We start from the raw sequence: 15,270 nt of genomic DNA on the forward strand, positions 1-15,270 counted from the left end.
CATCCGCCTCAGCCAGCCTGTTTTACGCGCATGTACCACTCGACCAACCGGCGGACTTGCCGCTCGGTGTAGCCGCGCTCGACCATGCGCGCGACGAAGTCGTCATGCTTCTTCTCGGTCTCGCCGTCCTTCTTCGAGCCGAAGGAAATCACAGGCAGCAAATCCTCGACCTGGGAGAATATCCGCTTCTCGATTACTTCGCGAATCTTCTCGTAGCTGGTCCAGGACGGGTTCTTGCCACCGTTCTGGGCACGCGACCGCAGCGAGAACTTGACGACTTCATTGCGGAAGTCCTTGGGGTTGGCGATGCCGGCCGGCTTTTCGATCTTGGTCAGCTCCTGATTGAGCAGTTCGCGATCGAGCAGTTGTCCGGTGTCGGGATCCTTGAAATCCTGATCCTCGATCCAGGCATCGGCATAGTCGACATAGCGGTCGAACAGGTTCTGGCCGTAGTCCGCATAGGACTCGAGATAGGCCTTCTGGATCTCATGCCCGATGAATTCGGCATAGCGCGGCGCCAGTTCGGCCTTGATGAACTCGATATAACGCTTCTCGACCTCGTCGGGAAGCTGCTCGCGCCGGATCGCCTGCTCCAGCGTGTACATCAGATGGACCGCGTCGGCACCGACCTCATTGGTGTCGTGGTTGAAGGTCGCAGCGAGAACCTTGAAGGCGAAGCGGGTCGAAACGCCGTCCATGCCTTCATCGACGCCCGCGGCATCCCTGTATTCCTGAACGCTGCGCGCCTTCGGATCGGATTCCTTCAGGCTTTCACCGTCGTAGATCCGCATCTTGGCGAACACGGTCGAGTTCTCGTGCCTGTGCAACCGCGACATCACCGAGAAGCGCGCCAGCGTTTCCAGCGTGGCCGGCGCGCACGGCGCGGTGGCCAGCTCGGACCCCTGGATCAGCTTCTCATAGATCTTCTGCTCTTCGGTGACGCGCAGGCTGTACGGCACCTTGATGACGCAGATGCGGTCGATGAAGGCCTCGTTGTTCTTGTTGGCCTTGAAGCTTTGCCATTCCGACTCGTTGGAGTGGGCGAGAACGATACCGGTGAACGGGATCGCGCCGATGTTCTCGGTCCCGATATAGTTACTCTCCTGCGTTGCCGTGAGCAGCGGATGCAGCATCTTGATCGGCGCCTTGAACATCTCGACGAATTCGAGAATGCCCTGGTTGGCGCGATTGAGACCGCCCGAGTAGCTGTAAGCGTCGGGATCGTTCTGGGCGAAGGTCTCCAGCTTGCGGATGTCGACCTTGCCGACCAAGGACGAGATGTCCTGGTTGTTTTCGTCGCCGGGCTCGGTCTTGGCGATTGCGATCTGGCGCAGCCGCGACGGCTGGATCTTGGCGACGCGAAATTGCGAGATGTCGCCACCGAAGGATTCGAGACGCTTGTAGCACCATGGGCTCATCAGCCCGCTGAGGCGTCGGCGCGGAATGCCGTACTTTTCCTCGAGCATCGGCCCGAGCGATTCCGGATCGAACAGGCTGAGCGGGCTTTCGAACACCGGACTGAGTTCGTCACCGGCCTTCAACACGTAAATGGGGTGGACTTCCATCAACGACTTGAGGCGTTCGGCGAGCGAGGATTTTCCGCCACCAACAGGCCCGAGCAGATAGAGTATCTGCTTGCGTTCTTCGAGGCCTTGAGCGGCGTGGCGGAAGAACCCGACGATGCGCTCGATCGTGTCCTCCATGCCGTAGAAGCCGGCGAAGGCCGGATAAAGCCGCATCGTGCGGTTCAAGAAGATACGGCCAAGGCGAGGGTCCTTGGCCGTGTCAATCATCTGAGGCTCACCGATCGCAGCTAGCAATCGCTCGGTTGCATTGGCATATCGCATCGGATCGCTTCGACACGACTCCAGATATTCCGCCATCGACATATCGGTCTGGCTTCTGGCTTCGAAGGACCGGGCGAAAGCATTGAACAGAGAATCGTTGTACATGATCCGTCTCTCCATGGTCACCTGTAAATGCCGGACGCACCACTCGGGTTCCAGTGTCGGAGCGTCACAGCTTCCGTTCGCGAATCACAATCAGCACATAGGTCGATTGGACACGCGAGCGACTTCACAATGCAATGCAATAGTCGTGCTAACGACCTCCACCTCGTATTGATACGGTCCCATTTGGCTCGCGTTGTAGCCGTGCTGCAACATTTTTTACCGGTTTAGTACGGAGCACGCTGTAAGGGATTTTTTAAGGAATCTGGGCGGTCGCGCGGCTCGAATCCGCATCCGCCTGGCAAACCCGAAACAGCCAAACGAAGCAATTCGGGCTTCTGAGCGGCCCGAAAGTGCGATAACGGCGCCTTTTGTGACCTTCGGGCGGCCGGCCGGCGGCAAAAAACGCCATATGAACACGCGTTCATTTGGGGTCGGTGTTTGAGCGCACGCGGCGCCAACTGCAACTAAAGTAATATGCCGCGCGTTTAATCCGAGTCTGCCATGAAATACGTCTGGATCGTCGCCGCATTTGCCTCCGTCCCCGGAGCCGATGCCTGTCACGCCCAGGGGAGCGTCGACAAAGCCAAGGCCACCGCCTTCGACACCCAAATGCTCGGCGGCCCGCTCAGCCAGAAGACCTATGCCCGCTTCGTGCGTCGCTATGACGCCAATCATCTGGCGCAACATCCGAGCAGAAAGGCAGCGCGATGAGGCTATTGGTGACGGCCGAGGACGTACCGGAAGACAAGATCGTCAATTACTCGTTCCGCCTAGGGCTTCAAATATCGCCACCGCGCCGGCAATTTCGATTCCAGCGGCTATTGCAATCACATCGTCTCCGAGAACACCGGCGGAGAAATCCGGCTTGGCTGCGGCGTCGATTGCGAAGGCGGCGGCATTGAAGTGGCGATGAAAGACGATAAATCTGTGCTGGTCCGGCTGGAGCGGATCAGGATCTGGGAACGCAACAAGGCCAACGACGACGCCAGCAATGATCTGGTTGCCGGCGCCGACGACAAGATCTTTCGCGTCGATCGCGCGGACTTGCGCGAATGCGCCGAACTGGCGTGGTGCGCATCGCCGAGCTGCAATTGCAAGGCTATCTTTATCTGCGACCGTGAGGTCTGAGGCCTTCATCTTGCCGATTGACGTGAATCTTTCGCATCGATCGCTTATTTGGGCGATTTGGTCGCCGTAGTTCAACTGCGCATGACGGCCTCCTTCACGACTTCGTGCTTGTGCCCGTTGGTGTCACAATTCGGGATGCCGGTTCGACCGATCCGCTGGGATCGAGGCCGGCAAGACCAGCCATTTTCGGGATCGAACCGGTGCCAATGGCGTTATCGTCCCGGACCGTCCCATTCCACCCGGCTGCATGCCCAACCAAATGTTGACTTTCCGGCCCTGCCCCCGAAAGCTGCCGGAAACCCAAAAAACTGACCGAACAGAACAGGCACCATGAATCCCGTCAAAGCACTCGAAAACCATGGCCAGGCGATCTGGCTGGACTTCCTCGCCCGCGGCTTCGTCGCCAAGGGCGATCTCAAGGCGCTGATCGACACCGACGGCGTCAAGGGCGTGACGTCGAACCCCTCGATCTTCGAAAAGGCGATCGGCAGTTCGGACGAATATGACGGCGCGATCGGTCACGCCCTGAAGGTGGGCGACCGCCCTGTCGCCGACCTGTTCGAGACGCTCGCCATCGAGGACATCCAGAATGCCGCCGACGTGCTGCGACCGGTTTACGACCACTTGAACGGCACCGACGGTTTCGTCAGCCTCGAGGTCTCGCCCTATCTGGCGATGGATACCAAGGCGACCATCGCGGAAGCCGAACGGCTCTGGAAGGACGTCAAACGTCAGAACCTGATGGTGAAGGTCCCGGCCACGCCGGAAGGACTGCCCGCGATCGAGCATCTTATCGGCGAAGGCATCAGCATCAACATCACGCTGTTGTTCTCGCAAGACGTCTATCGCGAGGTGGCGGAGGCCTATATCGCCGGCCTTGAAAAACTCGTCGCCAATGGCGGCGATCCCGCGCCCGTCGCCAGCGTCGCCTCCTTCTTCGTCAGCCGCATCGATACCGCAGTCGACAAGCAGCTCGACGAGAAGATCGCCAGGGCCAACGACCCCAGCGAGAAGGAGCGGCTGAGCGCGCTAAAGGGCAAGGTCGCCGTCGCCAACGCCAAGCTCGCCTATCAGGATTACAAGCGGCTGTTCGCCGGCCCCCGTTGGGAGAAGCTCGCGGCCAAGGGCGCAAAGCCGCAGCGTTTGCTGTGGGCGTCCACCGGCACCAAGAACAAGGACTACAGCGATGTGTTGTATGTCGAGGAACTGATCGGCGCCAACACCGTCAACACCGTGCCGCCGGCAACGCTTGATGCGTTCCGCGATCACGGCAAGCTGAGGGACAGCCTCGAGGAAAATATCGAGGACGCAAGGCGCGTACTGGAAGAGCTCGAAAAGTCCGGCATCTCGCTCAACGCCATCACGGAAGAACTGGTCAAGGACGGCGTCAAGCTGTTCGCCGATGCCGCCGACAAGCTCTATGGCGCAGTCGCGCAGAAGCGCGCGGCTTCGCTCGGCGGCGGTATCGACCGCCAGCAACTCGCACTCGGCGACGGCATCAGGAAAGCCGTGGCGAAGAGCACCGAGGACTGGCGTGCGTCAGCTACGATCCGCCGGCTGTGGCAGAAGGACAAATCGGTCTGGACCGATGACGACGAGGACAAGTGGCTGGGCTGGCTCAACAGCCCCGCGGCCGCCGACGTCGCCGATTACGAGGATTTTGCCCGCCGCGTGAAGGGACAGAATTTCAGCGACGCTGTGGTGCTCGGCATGGGCGGATCGAGCCTCGGGCCGGAAGTGCTGGCGGAAACGTTTGCCAAAAAATCCGGTTTCCCGAAGCTGCATGTGCTCGATTCCACCGATCCCGCGCAGGTGCGCGCGATGGAGGATACGGTCGACCTCGCCCACACGCTCTTCATTGTCTCCAGCAAATCGGGCGGCACCACCGAACCGAACGTGATGAAGGACTATTTCTTCGATCGGGTTTGCAGGACTATCGGCAAGGACAAGGCCGGCCACCGCTTCATCGCCATCACCGACCCCGGCTCGTCGCTGGAGAAGACAGCGATCAAGCAGGGCTTTGCCCGCATCTTCCATGGCGATCCCGCGATCGGCGGACGCTATTCCGTGCTCTCGCCGTTCGGACTGGTGACGGCGGCCGCCGCCGGTATCGACGTTCGCAGCCTGATCACGCACGCCCTCGCGATGGCGCGGTCCTGCGGCGCCGACGTGCCGCCGCATGAAAACCCCGGCGTGCAGCTTGGGCTGGCGATGGGGCTCGCCGGCCTCGACGGCCGCGACAAGGTGACGATCACCTCGTCGGAGAAGGTCGCCGATTTTGGCGCCTGGGCCGAACAACTGATTGCCGAATCCACCGGCAAGGACGGCAAGGGCCTGATCCCGATCGACGGCGAGCCGCTGGACGCGCCGTCGCTCTACGGCAACGACCGTTTCTTCATCGATATCCGCACCGATGGCGAGGACGACGCCTCGCATGATGACCGGCTCAAGGCGCTGGAGGCGGCCGGGCATCCCGTCGCCCGCATCGTCATGAAATCCATCGAACATATCGGCCAGGAGTTTTTCCGGTTCGAGATGGCTACCGCCGTGGCAGGCGCGATCCTCGGCATCAATCCGTTCAACCAGCCCGACGTGGAGGCGGCCAAGATCAAGACCCGCGAGCTGACGGCTGCGTTCGAGAAGACCGGCGCGCTGCCTGCGGAGAAGCCGGTGGTTTCAACCGATGAGGCCGATCTCTACACAGACGCGCACAACGCCGCCGAGCTGCGCAAGGCCGGCGCCGACGGCACGCTCGGCTCCTGGATCAAAGCGCATCTCTCGCGCTCGGACAGCGGCGACTATGTCGCCCTGCTCGCCTATATCGCGCGCCGCCCCGGCACGATCGGCTCGCTGCAGAAGATGCGGCTTGCGGTGCGCGACACGCACCACGTTGCAACCTGCGCCGAATTCGGCCCGCGCTTCCTGCACTCCACCGGCCAAGCCTACAAGGGCGGCCCCGACAGCGGCGTGTTCCTGCAGATCACCGCCGACGATGCCGAGGATTTGCCGGTGCCCGGACAGAAGGCGAGTTTCGGCATCATCAAGGCGGCGCAGGCGCGCGGCGATTTCGACGTGCTCACCGAGCGCGGCAGGCGCGCGCTGCGCGTCCATCTCAAGGGCGACCTCGGATCGGGACTGTCCGTACTCGATGCCGCGATTGCGGAAGCGCTCAGTTAGGAAAGTCAGGCTATGCAACTCGGCATGATCGGGCTCGGCCGGATGGGCGGCAATATCGTCCGCCGGCTGATGAAGAACGGCCACACCAGCGTGGTATACGACAAGGACGCGAAAGCGGTCGCCGCACTCGCCGCGGAAGGCGCCGTCGGCGCCGACACGCTGGAAGATTTCGTGGCGAAACTCGAAAAGCCACGCACCGCCTGGGTGATGCTGCCGGCAGGCAAGATCACCGAGGCGACGATCGAGGCACTGGCGAAGCTGATGCAGCCCGGCGACGTCATCATCGATGGCGGCAACACGTTCTGGCAGGACGACGTTCGCCGCGGCGCGGCGCTGAAGGCAAAGGGCCTACATTATCTCGACGTCGGCACCAGCGGCGGTGTCTGGGGTATCGAACGCGGCTATTGCATGATGATCGGTGGCGACAAGGCAGTGGTTGATCGACTCGACCCGATCTTCAAGACGCTGGCACCGGGCATTGGCGACATACCACGCACGCAGGGACGCGAGAGCCGCGACCCGCGCATCGAGCAAGGTTATATCCACGCCGGTCCATCGGGAGCCGGACACTTCGTCAAGATGATCCACAACGGCATCGAATACGGCTTGATGCAGGCCTATGCCGAAGGGTTTGACATTCTGAAGAACGCCAATATCGAGGCGCTGCCTGCCGAGCATCGTTTCGACCTGAACGTTGCCGACATCGCCGAGGTGTGGCGGCGCGGCAGCGTGATCCCGTCCTGGCTGCTCGATCTCACATCCTCCGCGCTCGCGGAAAATCAGACGCTGGATAATTACTCCGGCTTTGTGGAGGATTCCGGCGAGGGACGCTGGACCGTGAATGCCGCGATCGACGAGGCCGTGCCCGCGGAAGTGCTGACGGCGGCGCTCTACGCGCGCTTCCGTTCGCGCAAGGATCATACCTTTGCGGAAAAGATCCTGTCCGCGATGCGGGCCGGCTTCGGCGGGCACAAGGAGCCGCCGAAAAAACCTGACACGAAGGCTTGAGCGGTCATGGCGGTCGGTCAGACAACGCAGAAGAAACCCGATCCCTGTTCCTTCGTCATTTTCGGAGTGACCGGCGACCTCGCGCACCGGCTGGTCGTCCCTGCCCTGTACAACCTCGCGGCAGCCGATCTCTTGCCGGACAAGTTCTGCGTGGTCGGTATCACGCGCGAAGGGATGTCGAACGACGCACTTCGCGACAATCTGATGAAGGGCCTGCGAGAGTTTGCGACCCGCCCGGTGGATGATAAGATCGCGCGGCGTCTGCTCGAATGCGTCACCTGCATCGAGGCCGACCCAAAGCGTCCACCCTCGTTCGACGCGATGAGCAAGCAGCTCGCCGAATTGGAAGCCGCGCGAAACACAGGCGGCAACCGGCTATTCTATCTGGCGACCCCGCCCAACGCATTCCTGCCGATCAGCCGCGAGCTTGGCCGCACCGGCATGCTGGCCGAGAACGGCGCGTGGCGGCGGCTGGTGGTGGAAAAGCCATTCGGCACTGATCTCGCCTCCGCAAAGGCGCTGAACAGCGAGTTGCTCAGACTCGTCGATGAGCACGAGATCTACCGGATCGATCACTATCTCGGCAAGGAGACGGTGCAGAACATTTTGGTGCTGCGCTTCGCCAACGGCATGTTTGAGCCGATCTGGAACCGCAACCATATCGACCATGTTCAGATCACGGTCAATGAACAGCTCGGCGTCGGCCACCGCGGCAGCTTCTACGACCAGACCGGCGCGCTGCGCGACATGGTGCCGAACCATCTCTTTCAATTGCTGTCGCTGGTCGCAATGGAGCCGCCGATCCGCTTTGACGCGCATTCGGTCCGCACGGAAAAGGCGGACGTGCTCGCCGCGATCCAGGTCCAAAGCGAGGCGGAGGCGTTGCGCAATTCGGTGCGCGGCCAGTATCTCGCCGGCCGGATCGGTGAGAGCGAGATTGCCGACTACCGCAAGATCGAGGACGTCGCACCCGGCAGCACCACCGAAACCTATGCGGCGCTGAAGCTGATAATCGACAATTGGCGCTGGGCCGGCGTTCCCTTTTACCTGCGCACCGGCAAGGCGCTCGGCGTCAAGCGCACTGAAGTCGCGATCAAGTTCAAGCAGGCGCCGTTCGCGATGTTCAACTGCACGCCTGTCGAAGCGCTGGCGCAGAATTACCTCGTGATCGGCGTAGCGCCGAACGAAGGCATCGCGCTGCAGTTCAACACCAAGGTGCCCGGCCCCTCGATCCTGATCGACGGCGTCGAGATGAAGTTTCGCTACAAGGACTATTTCAAGGCGGAACCCTCGACCGGCTACGAGACGCTGATCCATGACTGCATGATCGGCGACAACATCCTGTTCCAGCGCGCCGACAGTGTCGAAGCCGGCTGGAAGGCGGTACAACCGTTCATCGACGCCTGGAAGAAGGCCGGCGCGGAGGGATTGAAGACGTACAAGGCCGGCAGCGAGGGGCCCGAGCAAGCCAACGAGCTCTTGGCCCGCGACGGCCGAAGCTGGCGAAAGCTCGGGTGAGCGATGACGGCGAACGACAACCGCCACGTGATTTTGGCCGCCGATCCCGCGGCGCTGGCAACAGTCGCGGCCGAGCGTATGCTGGCCCGAATAGCGGCGAATAATGGCCGCGTGGCGATCTGCCTGACCGGCGGTTCGAGCCCGAAGCAACTTTATCAATTGCTCGCGACGGATGCGTATCGAAGCCGGATTCCCTGGGAGCGTGTACACTGGTTCATCGGCGACGAGCGCTTCGTGCCCGCGAGCGACCCGCTCAACAACATGGGCATGGCGCGGTCGATCTTTCTGGATCGGCTCGCACCGGCGGCAAACATCCATCCGATTCCGACCGCGACCGCCGACCCTGCCGATCCCGACCGGGGCGCTGCGCTGTACGAGCAGGAGTTGAAGTCGTTCTATGGCGCGGATGCGCTCGATCACGCCCGTCCCCTGTTCGATCTCGTGCTGATGGGCGTCGGTCCCGACGGCCATACGGCCTCGTTGTTTCCGGATGATCCTGCGCTTGAGGAGATCGCGCGCTGGGTCGTCGGCGTTCCCCGGGCCAATGTCGAGCCGTTCGTCCCACGGGTCACCCTCACGCTGCCCACCCTCGCCTCCTGCCGCGAAATGCTGTTCGAGGTTGCCGGTGGGACCAAGCGCGCGATCTTGACGCGCCTCTTCGCAGGCGAGAACCTGCCCGCCAATCGCGTGCGATCCACCGGCGAGACGGTCTGGCTGGTGGACCGGGAAGCGATTCCGGAGAATTTTGGTGGGCAGTAAGACTCCTTGTGCGCTGGTGGTGATGGGCGTTTCCGGCTCCGGCAAGAGCACCATCGCCGATCATCTCGCTGGACGACTCGGCTGGCGTTACGAGGACGGCGACAGGTTTCACCCGGCAGGCAACGTCGCGAAGATGAGCGCCGGCCATCCGCTGACGGACGAGGACCGCTGGCCGTGGCTGCAGGCGATTGCCGATGAGATCGACCGTCTCTCGGCCGCCGGTGAGCGCGCCGTCATCGCCTGCTCGGCGCTAAAGCGCGCCTATCGCGACGTTCTCGTCCACGGCCGCGACGACGTCTGCATCGTCTTTCTCGACGGCACGCAGGATCTGATCGCGGCCCGGCTTGCGTCCCGCAAGGGACACTTCATGCCGCCGGGCCTGCTCGCCAGCCAGTTCAGGACACTGGAGCGGCCGGGAGCGAACGAACGGCCGATCACGGTATCGATCGATGCACCGGTCGAGCGAATCGTGGATGATATCGTCAGTCAATTGAACCTGGTTCCCCAATGACCCGCATTGCGCTTGTTGTTTCCGACGTCGACGGCACCCTGTTGACGAAGGACAAGGTTCTGACCGATGGCGCAAAGGCGGCCGTGCGCAGGCTGCATGCGGCCGGCATCGGCTTCACCATTGTCTCCAGCCGGCCGACCATCGGAATGGGGTTTCTGATCGATCCGCTTTCGATCACGCTTCCCGTCGGCGCCTTCAACGGCAGTTCGATCGTCGACGCCGGGCTCAGACCAATCGAGCAGCACCTGATTCGGCCTGCGGTAGCGCAGCGCAGCCTCGACGTGCTCGCCGCGTTCGGCGTGGATATCTGGCTGTTCACCAACGCGCGGTGGTACACGCGCAATCCCGACGGCGAATACGTTCCGCACGAGAAACGCGCGATCAAGGCCGATCCGACCATCATCGCCGACTTCACGCCGTATCTCGCAGAGACCTGCAAGATCGTCGGCGCCAGTTCGGACGCCGCACTGCTGCAGCGTTGCGAGGTGGCGATGAAGGAAGCCGTCGGCCTGGAGGCGACCGCGGTCCGCTCGCAGACCTATTATCTGGATGTGACGCCCCCCGGTCATGACAAGGGCACCTTCGTGGAAAATATCGCCCGGCGACTAGGCATCCCGGCCGACGCGATGGCTACCATCGGCGACATGGAGAACGACCTGCCGATGTTTGCGAAAAGCGGCGTCTCGTTCGCCATGGGCGATGCCGCCGACAACATCAAGCAGCACGCCACGCATGTGACCGACAGCAACGAGCGCGACGGATTCGCGGCGGCAATCGAGACGGTGCTGCAGCTCGGATAGGAATTCTTTTTCGACACGTTTTCTTCACGCGCATCCGGCATTCACGTCGCTCGAAAATGCCATACGCCGGCGTGTCAAGCCTGGGTGAAGGATAAATCGAGGAATTCTCAAAGTCTTCGCACCGCGAATCCGCTTCTGTCGTCAGGCACGATCGGCAAGCGCGAGCCGGTGCCCGACCGCCGCCTCCTCCCATGAAGGCAGGTTCATCCCAGCCCGGGCCTGCCGCGGCCAGGACGGGTGCCGGCTCGCGCGACTCGTTGAGGCACAAGTTTTTAGAGGCGCAAGTTTTTGCCCGGCCTCGTCGGGCATTCTCCCGTCGTCCCTGCGAACGCAGATGGGCCGTCATTTCGAGCCGTGCGAAGCACGAATCCGGAATGACGGCCGCTATTTCGAGCGCTGCTTCGCCGGCTTCTCGGCCGATTGCTTCGTTACACTCAAATTATGCGCGGTGTTGATCAGCGCGATGTGCGTCAGCGCCTGCGGGAAATTGCCGGTCTGGCGGCCGGCCGCCGTATCGTACTCCTCGGCCAGAAGGCCGAGATCGTTGGCCACCGCGACTACGCGGCTAAACAGCTCTTGCGCGCGAGCGGACTCGCCCGCCAGCACATAGGCGTCTGCAAGCCACAGCGTGCAGGCGAGGAACGCACCCTCGGCCGGCTGCTTCTCCACTTCACGGGGATCGTGCCGCAGCACAAAGCCGTCGCGCATCAGATGCCGTTCGACCGCGGCGATCGTGCCGCGGACGCGCGGATCTTCCGGCGGCAAAAAGCCTACCGACGGCAGCAACAGGATGCTGGCATCGAGCATCTTCGAGCCGTAGGACTCGACGAAGGCGTTCAATTCCGGATCGAAGCCTTTTGCGCAGACGTCGAGATGGATGGTGTCGCGCAGCGCGCGCCACTTCTCGAGCGGCGCCTTGAAGCCGAACGTCTCGGCGCTCTTGATGCCGCGGTCGAACGCGACCCAGGTCATCACCTTCGACGAGACATAATGCCTGCCTGCGCTGCGGCGCTCCCAGATGCCATGATCCGGCTGATCCCATCGTTCGGCAAGGTGCTGCAGCACCGCACATTCCAGCGACCAGCTCGTTTCATCCAGCCCTAACTTGGCGGTGCGCCACTGGTGAAAGGCATCAATCAGTTCGCCGTAGACGTCGAGCTGCAGTTGTGCGTGCGCGGCATTGCCGACCCGCACCGGCCTTGCACCTTCGTAGCCGGGCAGCCATACGGCCTCCCATTCCAGCAGGCGGCGCTGGCCCATGATGCCGTACATGATCTGCATGTTGGCGGGAGAACCCGCCGCCGCCCGCAACAGCCACTGGTGCCAGGCGGAGGCTTCCTCGGTATAGCCCGAATTCATCAGCGCCAGCAGGGTGAAGGTGGCGTCGCGCAGCCAGCAGAAGCGATAGTCCCAGTTGCGTGCGCCTCCGAGCTTTTCCGGCAGCGAGGCCGTTGGAGCTGCGACAATGCCGCCGGTCGGGGCGTAGGTCTGCGCCTTCAGCGTTATCAAGGAGCGCATCACGAGGTCACGGCGCTCGCCCTGATAGGTGCAACGGCTGCACCATTCGGTCCAGAACGCTTCGGTATCCTTCAACGCATAGGAGGGGTCGATCGGCTTGGGCACGGGCAGATGCGAGGGACCATAGGTCAGCACGAAGGGAACGGTATCGCCCTCGCCGACCTCGAAATCGGCGACCGTCGTCAGATCTTCGCCGCGGGTCTCGACCGGTGTCCGCAGCACCGTCATATCCTGCCCGCAGATCGCGAGCAGCGCCGAACCGTCCTCGCTTTTCTTAACCCAGGGAATGTCGATGCCGAAGCCGAAACGGATTACCAGTTGCATATGCATCTTGACCCGGCCGCGAACGCCGCGCACCAGCCGCACCACATCGGAGGCATTGCCGCGCGGCGGCATGAAATCGATCAGGTCGACCGCGCCGTCGGCGGTCTCGAATCGAGTCTCAAGGATCAGCGTGTCGTCCCAATAGCGGCGCGAGGTGCCGGTAACTTCACCTGCCGGCGCGATCAGCCAGCGGCCGTGCTTCTCGGTGCCGAGCAGCGCGGCAAAGCAGGCATCCGAATCAAAAGCCGGCCAGCACAGCCAGTCGATCGATCCGTCCCGGCCGACCAGCGCCGCGGTTTCGCAATCGCCGATCAGCCCATAGTCTTCGATACGGCACGGCACGATGCTTCACCACTGGAGCGGGATGGCAGTTCCTCGAACTGTCATCCCGCTCTACCTTCATCCTTGAGCATGATCTTTTCGAAAAAACCGGCAACTACTTTTTCCGGATCATGCTGTATCAGAGCGCGGCGCGCGACCGCTCATGGGTTGCCGCCTTGAGCGCGGCGACGTCTACCGTGGATGTCATTTCCTCGATCGGCACCGGAAGCCGCCGCCGCCAGTTCGGATGCTCGTCGACGGTGCCAGGAATGTTGGGCTGATCCACCACCCCGAGCAGATCCTCAAGCGAGACCGCGAGCAGGCGCGATTTGGTGCGCGCCAGGAAATTCGTCACTGAATAGAGATCGTTGCGATCGATGGTGTGATGGTGGAGCACCTCGTCCAGCATCGCCAGCGCATGCCAGCGCGCATCGTCGCTCTCGCCGGGATCGATCCCGAGCGATCGCTTCAGCTTGAGATCGCCGAACGAGCGCCAGCCGGCGTAGGTTGAGAGATCGTGGGTATTGAAGGTGACGAGCGCATTCGTCAGGTAATGATCGATGTTGCGGAACGACCCGGCATCGTCGCGCTCGAACATCATCACGAGATACGACCAGATGCCCCAATCGGCAATCTGGTCGCGAAAGCCTTCCGGCACCGTGCCGAGGTCTTCGCCGATCACGACGCAGCGATTGGCAACGCTTTCCTGCGCGGTCGCCGCCAGCAGCGCCTCGAACGGCATCTGGACATAGACGCCGTCGCGGGCGCTGAAGCCTTGCGGCACCAGATAGAGCCGCTTCAGCCCGAGCACGTGGTCGAGACGGATGGCGCCGGCGTGGCGCATCGAGGCGCGCAGCATGTCGCGGTACGGCGCAAAGGACTCAAGCTCAAGCCCAGCGGCATTGAAGCCGGCGAGGCCCCAGGTCTGGCCGGCGGTGTTGAGCGGATCGGGCGGCGCTCCGACGCCGAGATGGCGGGAGATCGCCACCTGCTCGTTCCAGGCATCGAACCCGTCGGCTTGCACGCCGACCGCCACGTCGAGATAGAGCCCGACCTTCATACCGAGCTTCTTCGCCAGATCGGCCGCCGCCCCCAACTGCCGGTCGGCGGTCCATTGCGCGAATTCGACGAACTCGATCTCGCTGGCATCCTCGCCCTGGCGCATCGCAGCACATCGGGCATCGTCCGGCTGCCGCCACTCTACCGGCCATTCCCACCATGGCTTGCCGAATTTGTGCCGCAGCACCTCGAAGCAGGCAAAGTGCGACAGCAAGGTGCCGCGCTCGGCGCGGAATTTGTCAAAATCCTGTCGGCGGTCCGGCTTGGCGTTGGCCTTGAAGGCAGCGAAGGCGCTGCGGAGCGCCCGCCACTTCAGACCGGCGACGCCGACGTAATCGACGACATTGCCCGCCCGCAACGGCGCCAGCGCCTCGCTTGTTTCGGAATCGGGCCGAAATTCGGGAAGCTTTTCGACGTCGATATAGAGCGCGTTGAGAAACAGCCGGCTGTTCGGCGAATAGGGGCTGCAATCGGCCGGGCGATCGTCAAACAGGGCATGCAACGGATTGAGGCCGACGCCGTCGGCGCCGAGATGATCGGCGAGTTCGATCAGGCTGGCGAGGTCGGTGAAGTCGCCCATGCCCCAGTTGCGCGCAGAACGGACGCCATAAAGCTGGACCGCAAGCAGCCAGCAACGGTCGAATTCGCCGCCAAACGCCCGTTCCGGCGCCGAGATCAGCGGCACGTCCTCGGCGGTCGTGGCGTTGCTCACCTGCAGCCGGTAGACGCCATGCGGAAGGTCCCTGGGCCAGTCGATGGCGTGATCCGAGCTCTTACCCTTGGCGATAACGACGCCCGCCCCCGCAACGATTTTCCATTCCACCGGAAGCTTGGCCGTAGCCGGCAGTTCGGTTCGCGACGGCCGCCCGGAGCGGACCACCACGGGGTGTCCGACCAGCGGTCCCGGGGCCTGCGGCGGCAGGGCATCCAGGATGATTTTGAGCGCGGCAGCGTCCGTCACACGGCGGTGACCTTGGCCGTCCAGGAACTCGGTCTGGATTCCCTGGGCTTTGGCTTGAGCAAAAAGGTCCATTCGGCACGTACTTTGCACGCAAACATCAAACCGATGTCGCGAAATTGTCCAATTACGGGAAGGAGATAGAGGATGCGTAACGCCCGGACCCAGCAACGGTTCCACTGGAACCAAAGCGAGCCGAGCGGATTCTATCTCAGTCCGGAACGTCCCTTTCTGCAA

At 62.6% G+C, this 15,270-nt stretch carries 11 protein-coding genes; 7 read left to right on the top strand and 4 right to left on the bottom strand.

What is annotated here, in order from left to right; genetic code table 11:
• Nucleotides 1-8: 8 nt before the first annotated feature.
• Nucleotides 9-1,952 (bottom strand): PrkA family serine protein kinase, encoded by a 1,944-nt coding sequence (locus V1288_RS03795; protein WP_334355799.1) that lies wholly within the window; start codon nucleotides 1,950-1,952, stop codon nucleotides 9-11.
• A 501-nt stretch (nucleotides 1,953-2,453) separates the two neighbouring features.
• Here V1288_RS03795 and V1288_RS03800 point away from each other — a divergent pair.
• A complete protein-coding gene (locus V1288_RS03800; protein WP_334355800.1) occupies nucleotides 2,454-2,663 on the top strand; it encodes a hypothetical protein in 210 nt (69 codons plus the stop codon).
• 42 nt (nucleotides 2,664-2,705) lie between these two features.
• Here the strand turns inward: V1288_RS03800 and V1288_RS03805 are convergent, their stop codons facing one another.
• A complete protein-coding gene (locus V1288_RS03805) occupies nucleotides 2,706-3,155 on the bottom strand; it encodes a hypothetical protein (protein WP_334355801.1) in 450 nt (149 codons plus the stop codon).
• 255 nt (nucleotides 3,156-3,410) lie between these two features.
• Between V1288_RS03805 and V1288_RS03810 the strand changes: the two genes are divergently transcribed.
• From V1288_RS03810 to V1288_RS03835, 6 genes are read left to right on the top strand one after another with little or no spacing between them, the layout of a single operon-like run.
• Nucleotides 3,411-6,257, top strand: coding sequence for a bifunctional transaldolase/phosoglucose isomerase (locus V1288_RS03810; RefSeq protein ID WP_334355802.1), 2,847 nt, complete (start codon nucleotides 3,411-3,413; stop codon nucleotides 6,255-6,257).
• A gap of 12 nt (nucleotides 6,258-6,269) precedes the next feature.
• Nucleotides 6,270-7,265: a phosphogluconate dehydrogenase (NAD(+)-dependent, decarboxylating) gene (gnd, locus tag V1288_RS03815; protein WP_334355803.1), complete on the top strand. Its 996-nt coding sequence runs from the start codon at nucleotides 6,270-6,272 to the stop codon at nucleotides 7,263-7,265.
• A gap of 6 nt (nucleotides 7,266-7,271) precedes the next feature.
• The gene (zwf, locus tag V1288_RS03820) at nucleotides 7,272-8,783 is read left to right on the top strand and encodes a glucose-6-phosphate dehydrogenase (RefSeq protein ID WP_334355804.1); all 1,512 of its coding nucleotides are present in this window, start codon (nucleotides 7,272-7,274) and stop codon (nucleotides 8,781-8,783) included.
• A gap of 3 nt (nucleotides 8,784-8,786) precedes the next feature.
• Nucleotides 8,787-9,542, top strand: a complete 756-nt coding sequence (gene pgl / locus V1288_RS03825; protein ID WP_334355805.1) for a 6-phosphogluconolactonase — start codon at nucleotides 8,787-8,789, stop codon at nucleotides 9,540-9,542.
• 22 nt (nucleotides 9,543-9,564) lie between these two features.
• Nucleotides 9,565-10,053 (top strand): gluconokinase, encoded by a 489-nt coding sequence (locus tag V1288_RS03830; protein WP_442894008.1) that lies wholly within the window; start codon nucleotides 9,565-9,567, stop codon nucleotides 10,051-10,053.
• Nucleotides 10,050-10,853 carry a Cof-type HAD-IIB family hydrolase gene (locus V1288_RS03835; protein WP_334355807.1) on the top strand — a complete coding sequence of 268 codons (804 nt, stop codon included), beginning with the start codon at nucleotides 10,050-10,052 and terminating at the stop codon, nucleotides 10,851-10,853. The genes V1288_RS03830 and V1288_RS03835 overlap by 4 nt, the downstream gene beginning before the upstream one ends.
• 384 nt (nucleotides 10,854-11,237) lie before the next feature.
• On the opposite strand, the gene V1288_RS03840 is transcribed toward V1288_RS03835, so the two are convergent.
• Both V1288_RS03840 and malQ read right to left on the bottom strand, forming a co-directional pair.
• On the bottom strand, nucleotides 11,238-13,037 hold the full coding sequence (locus V1288_RS03840; RefSeq protein WP_334355808.1) for a glycoside hydrolase family 15 protein: 1,800 nt from the start codon (nucleotides 13,035-13,037) through the stop codon (nucleotides 11,238-11,240).
• A 118-nt stretch (nucleotides 13,038-13,155) separates the two neighbouring features.
• Nucleotides 13,156-15,108 (bottom strand): 4-alpha-glucanotransferase, encoded by a 1,953-nt coding sequence (gene malQ, locus V1288_RS03845; RefSeq protein ID WP_334355809.1) that lies wholly within the window; start codon nucleotides 15,106-15,108, stop codon nucleotides 13,156-13,158.
• Between the last annotated feature and the right edge of the window lie 162 nt (nucleotides 15,109-15,270).

Source organism: Bradyrhizobium sp. AZCC 2176 (genome assembly GCF_036924645.1).
In the GTDB taxonomy this organism is placed as follows: domain Bacteria; phylum Pseudomonadota; class Alphaproteobacteria; order Rhizobiales; family Xanthobacteraceae; genus Bradyrhizobium.

Bases quoted from the DNA above. Each gene is read 5' to 3' on its own strand.
- V1288_RS03835 (WP_334355807.1), top strand. From the start codon at position 10,050: ATGACCCGCATTGCGCTTGTTGTTTCCGACGTCGACGGCACCCTGTTG.
- malQ (WP_334355809.1), bottom strand. From the start codon at position 15,108: ATGGACCTTTTTGCTCAAGCCAAAGCCCAGGGAATCCAGACCGAGTTC.
- zwf (WP_334355804.1), top strand. From the start codon at position 7,272: ATGGCGGTCGGTCAGACAACGCAGAAGAAACCCGATCCCTGTTCCTTC.
- V1288_RS03830 (WP_442894008.1), top strand. From the start codon at position 9,565: ATGGGCGTTTCCGGCTCCGGCAAGAGCACCATCGCCGATCATCTCGCT.
- gnd (WP_334355803.1), top strand. From the start codon at position 6,270: ATGCAACTCGGCATGATCGGGCTCGGCCGGATGGGCGGCAATATCGTC.
- V1288_RS03795 (WP_334355799.1), bottom strand. From the start codon at position 1,952: ATGTACAACGATTCTCTGTTCAATGCTTTCGCCCGGTCCTTCGAAGCC.
- V1288_RS03800 (WP_334355800.1), top strand. From the start codon at position 2,454: ATGAAATACGTCTGGATCGTCGCCGCATTTGCCTCCGTCCCCGGAGCC.
- pgl (WP_334355805.1), top strand. From the start codon at position 8,787: ATGACGGCGAACGACAACCGCCACGTGATTTTGGCCGCCGATCCCGCG.
- V1288_RS03810 (WP_334355802.1), top strand. From the start codon at position 3,411: ATGAATCCCGTCAAAGCACTCGAAAACCATGGCCAGGCGATCTGGCTG.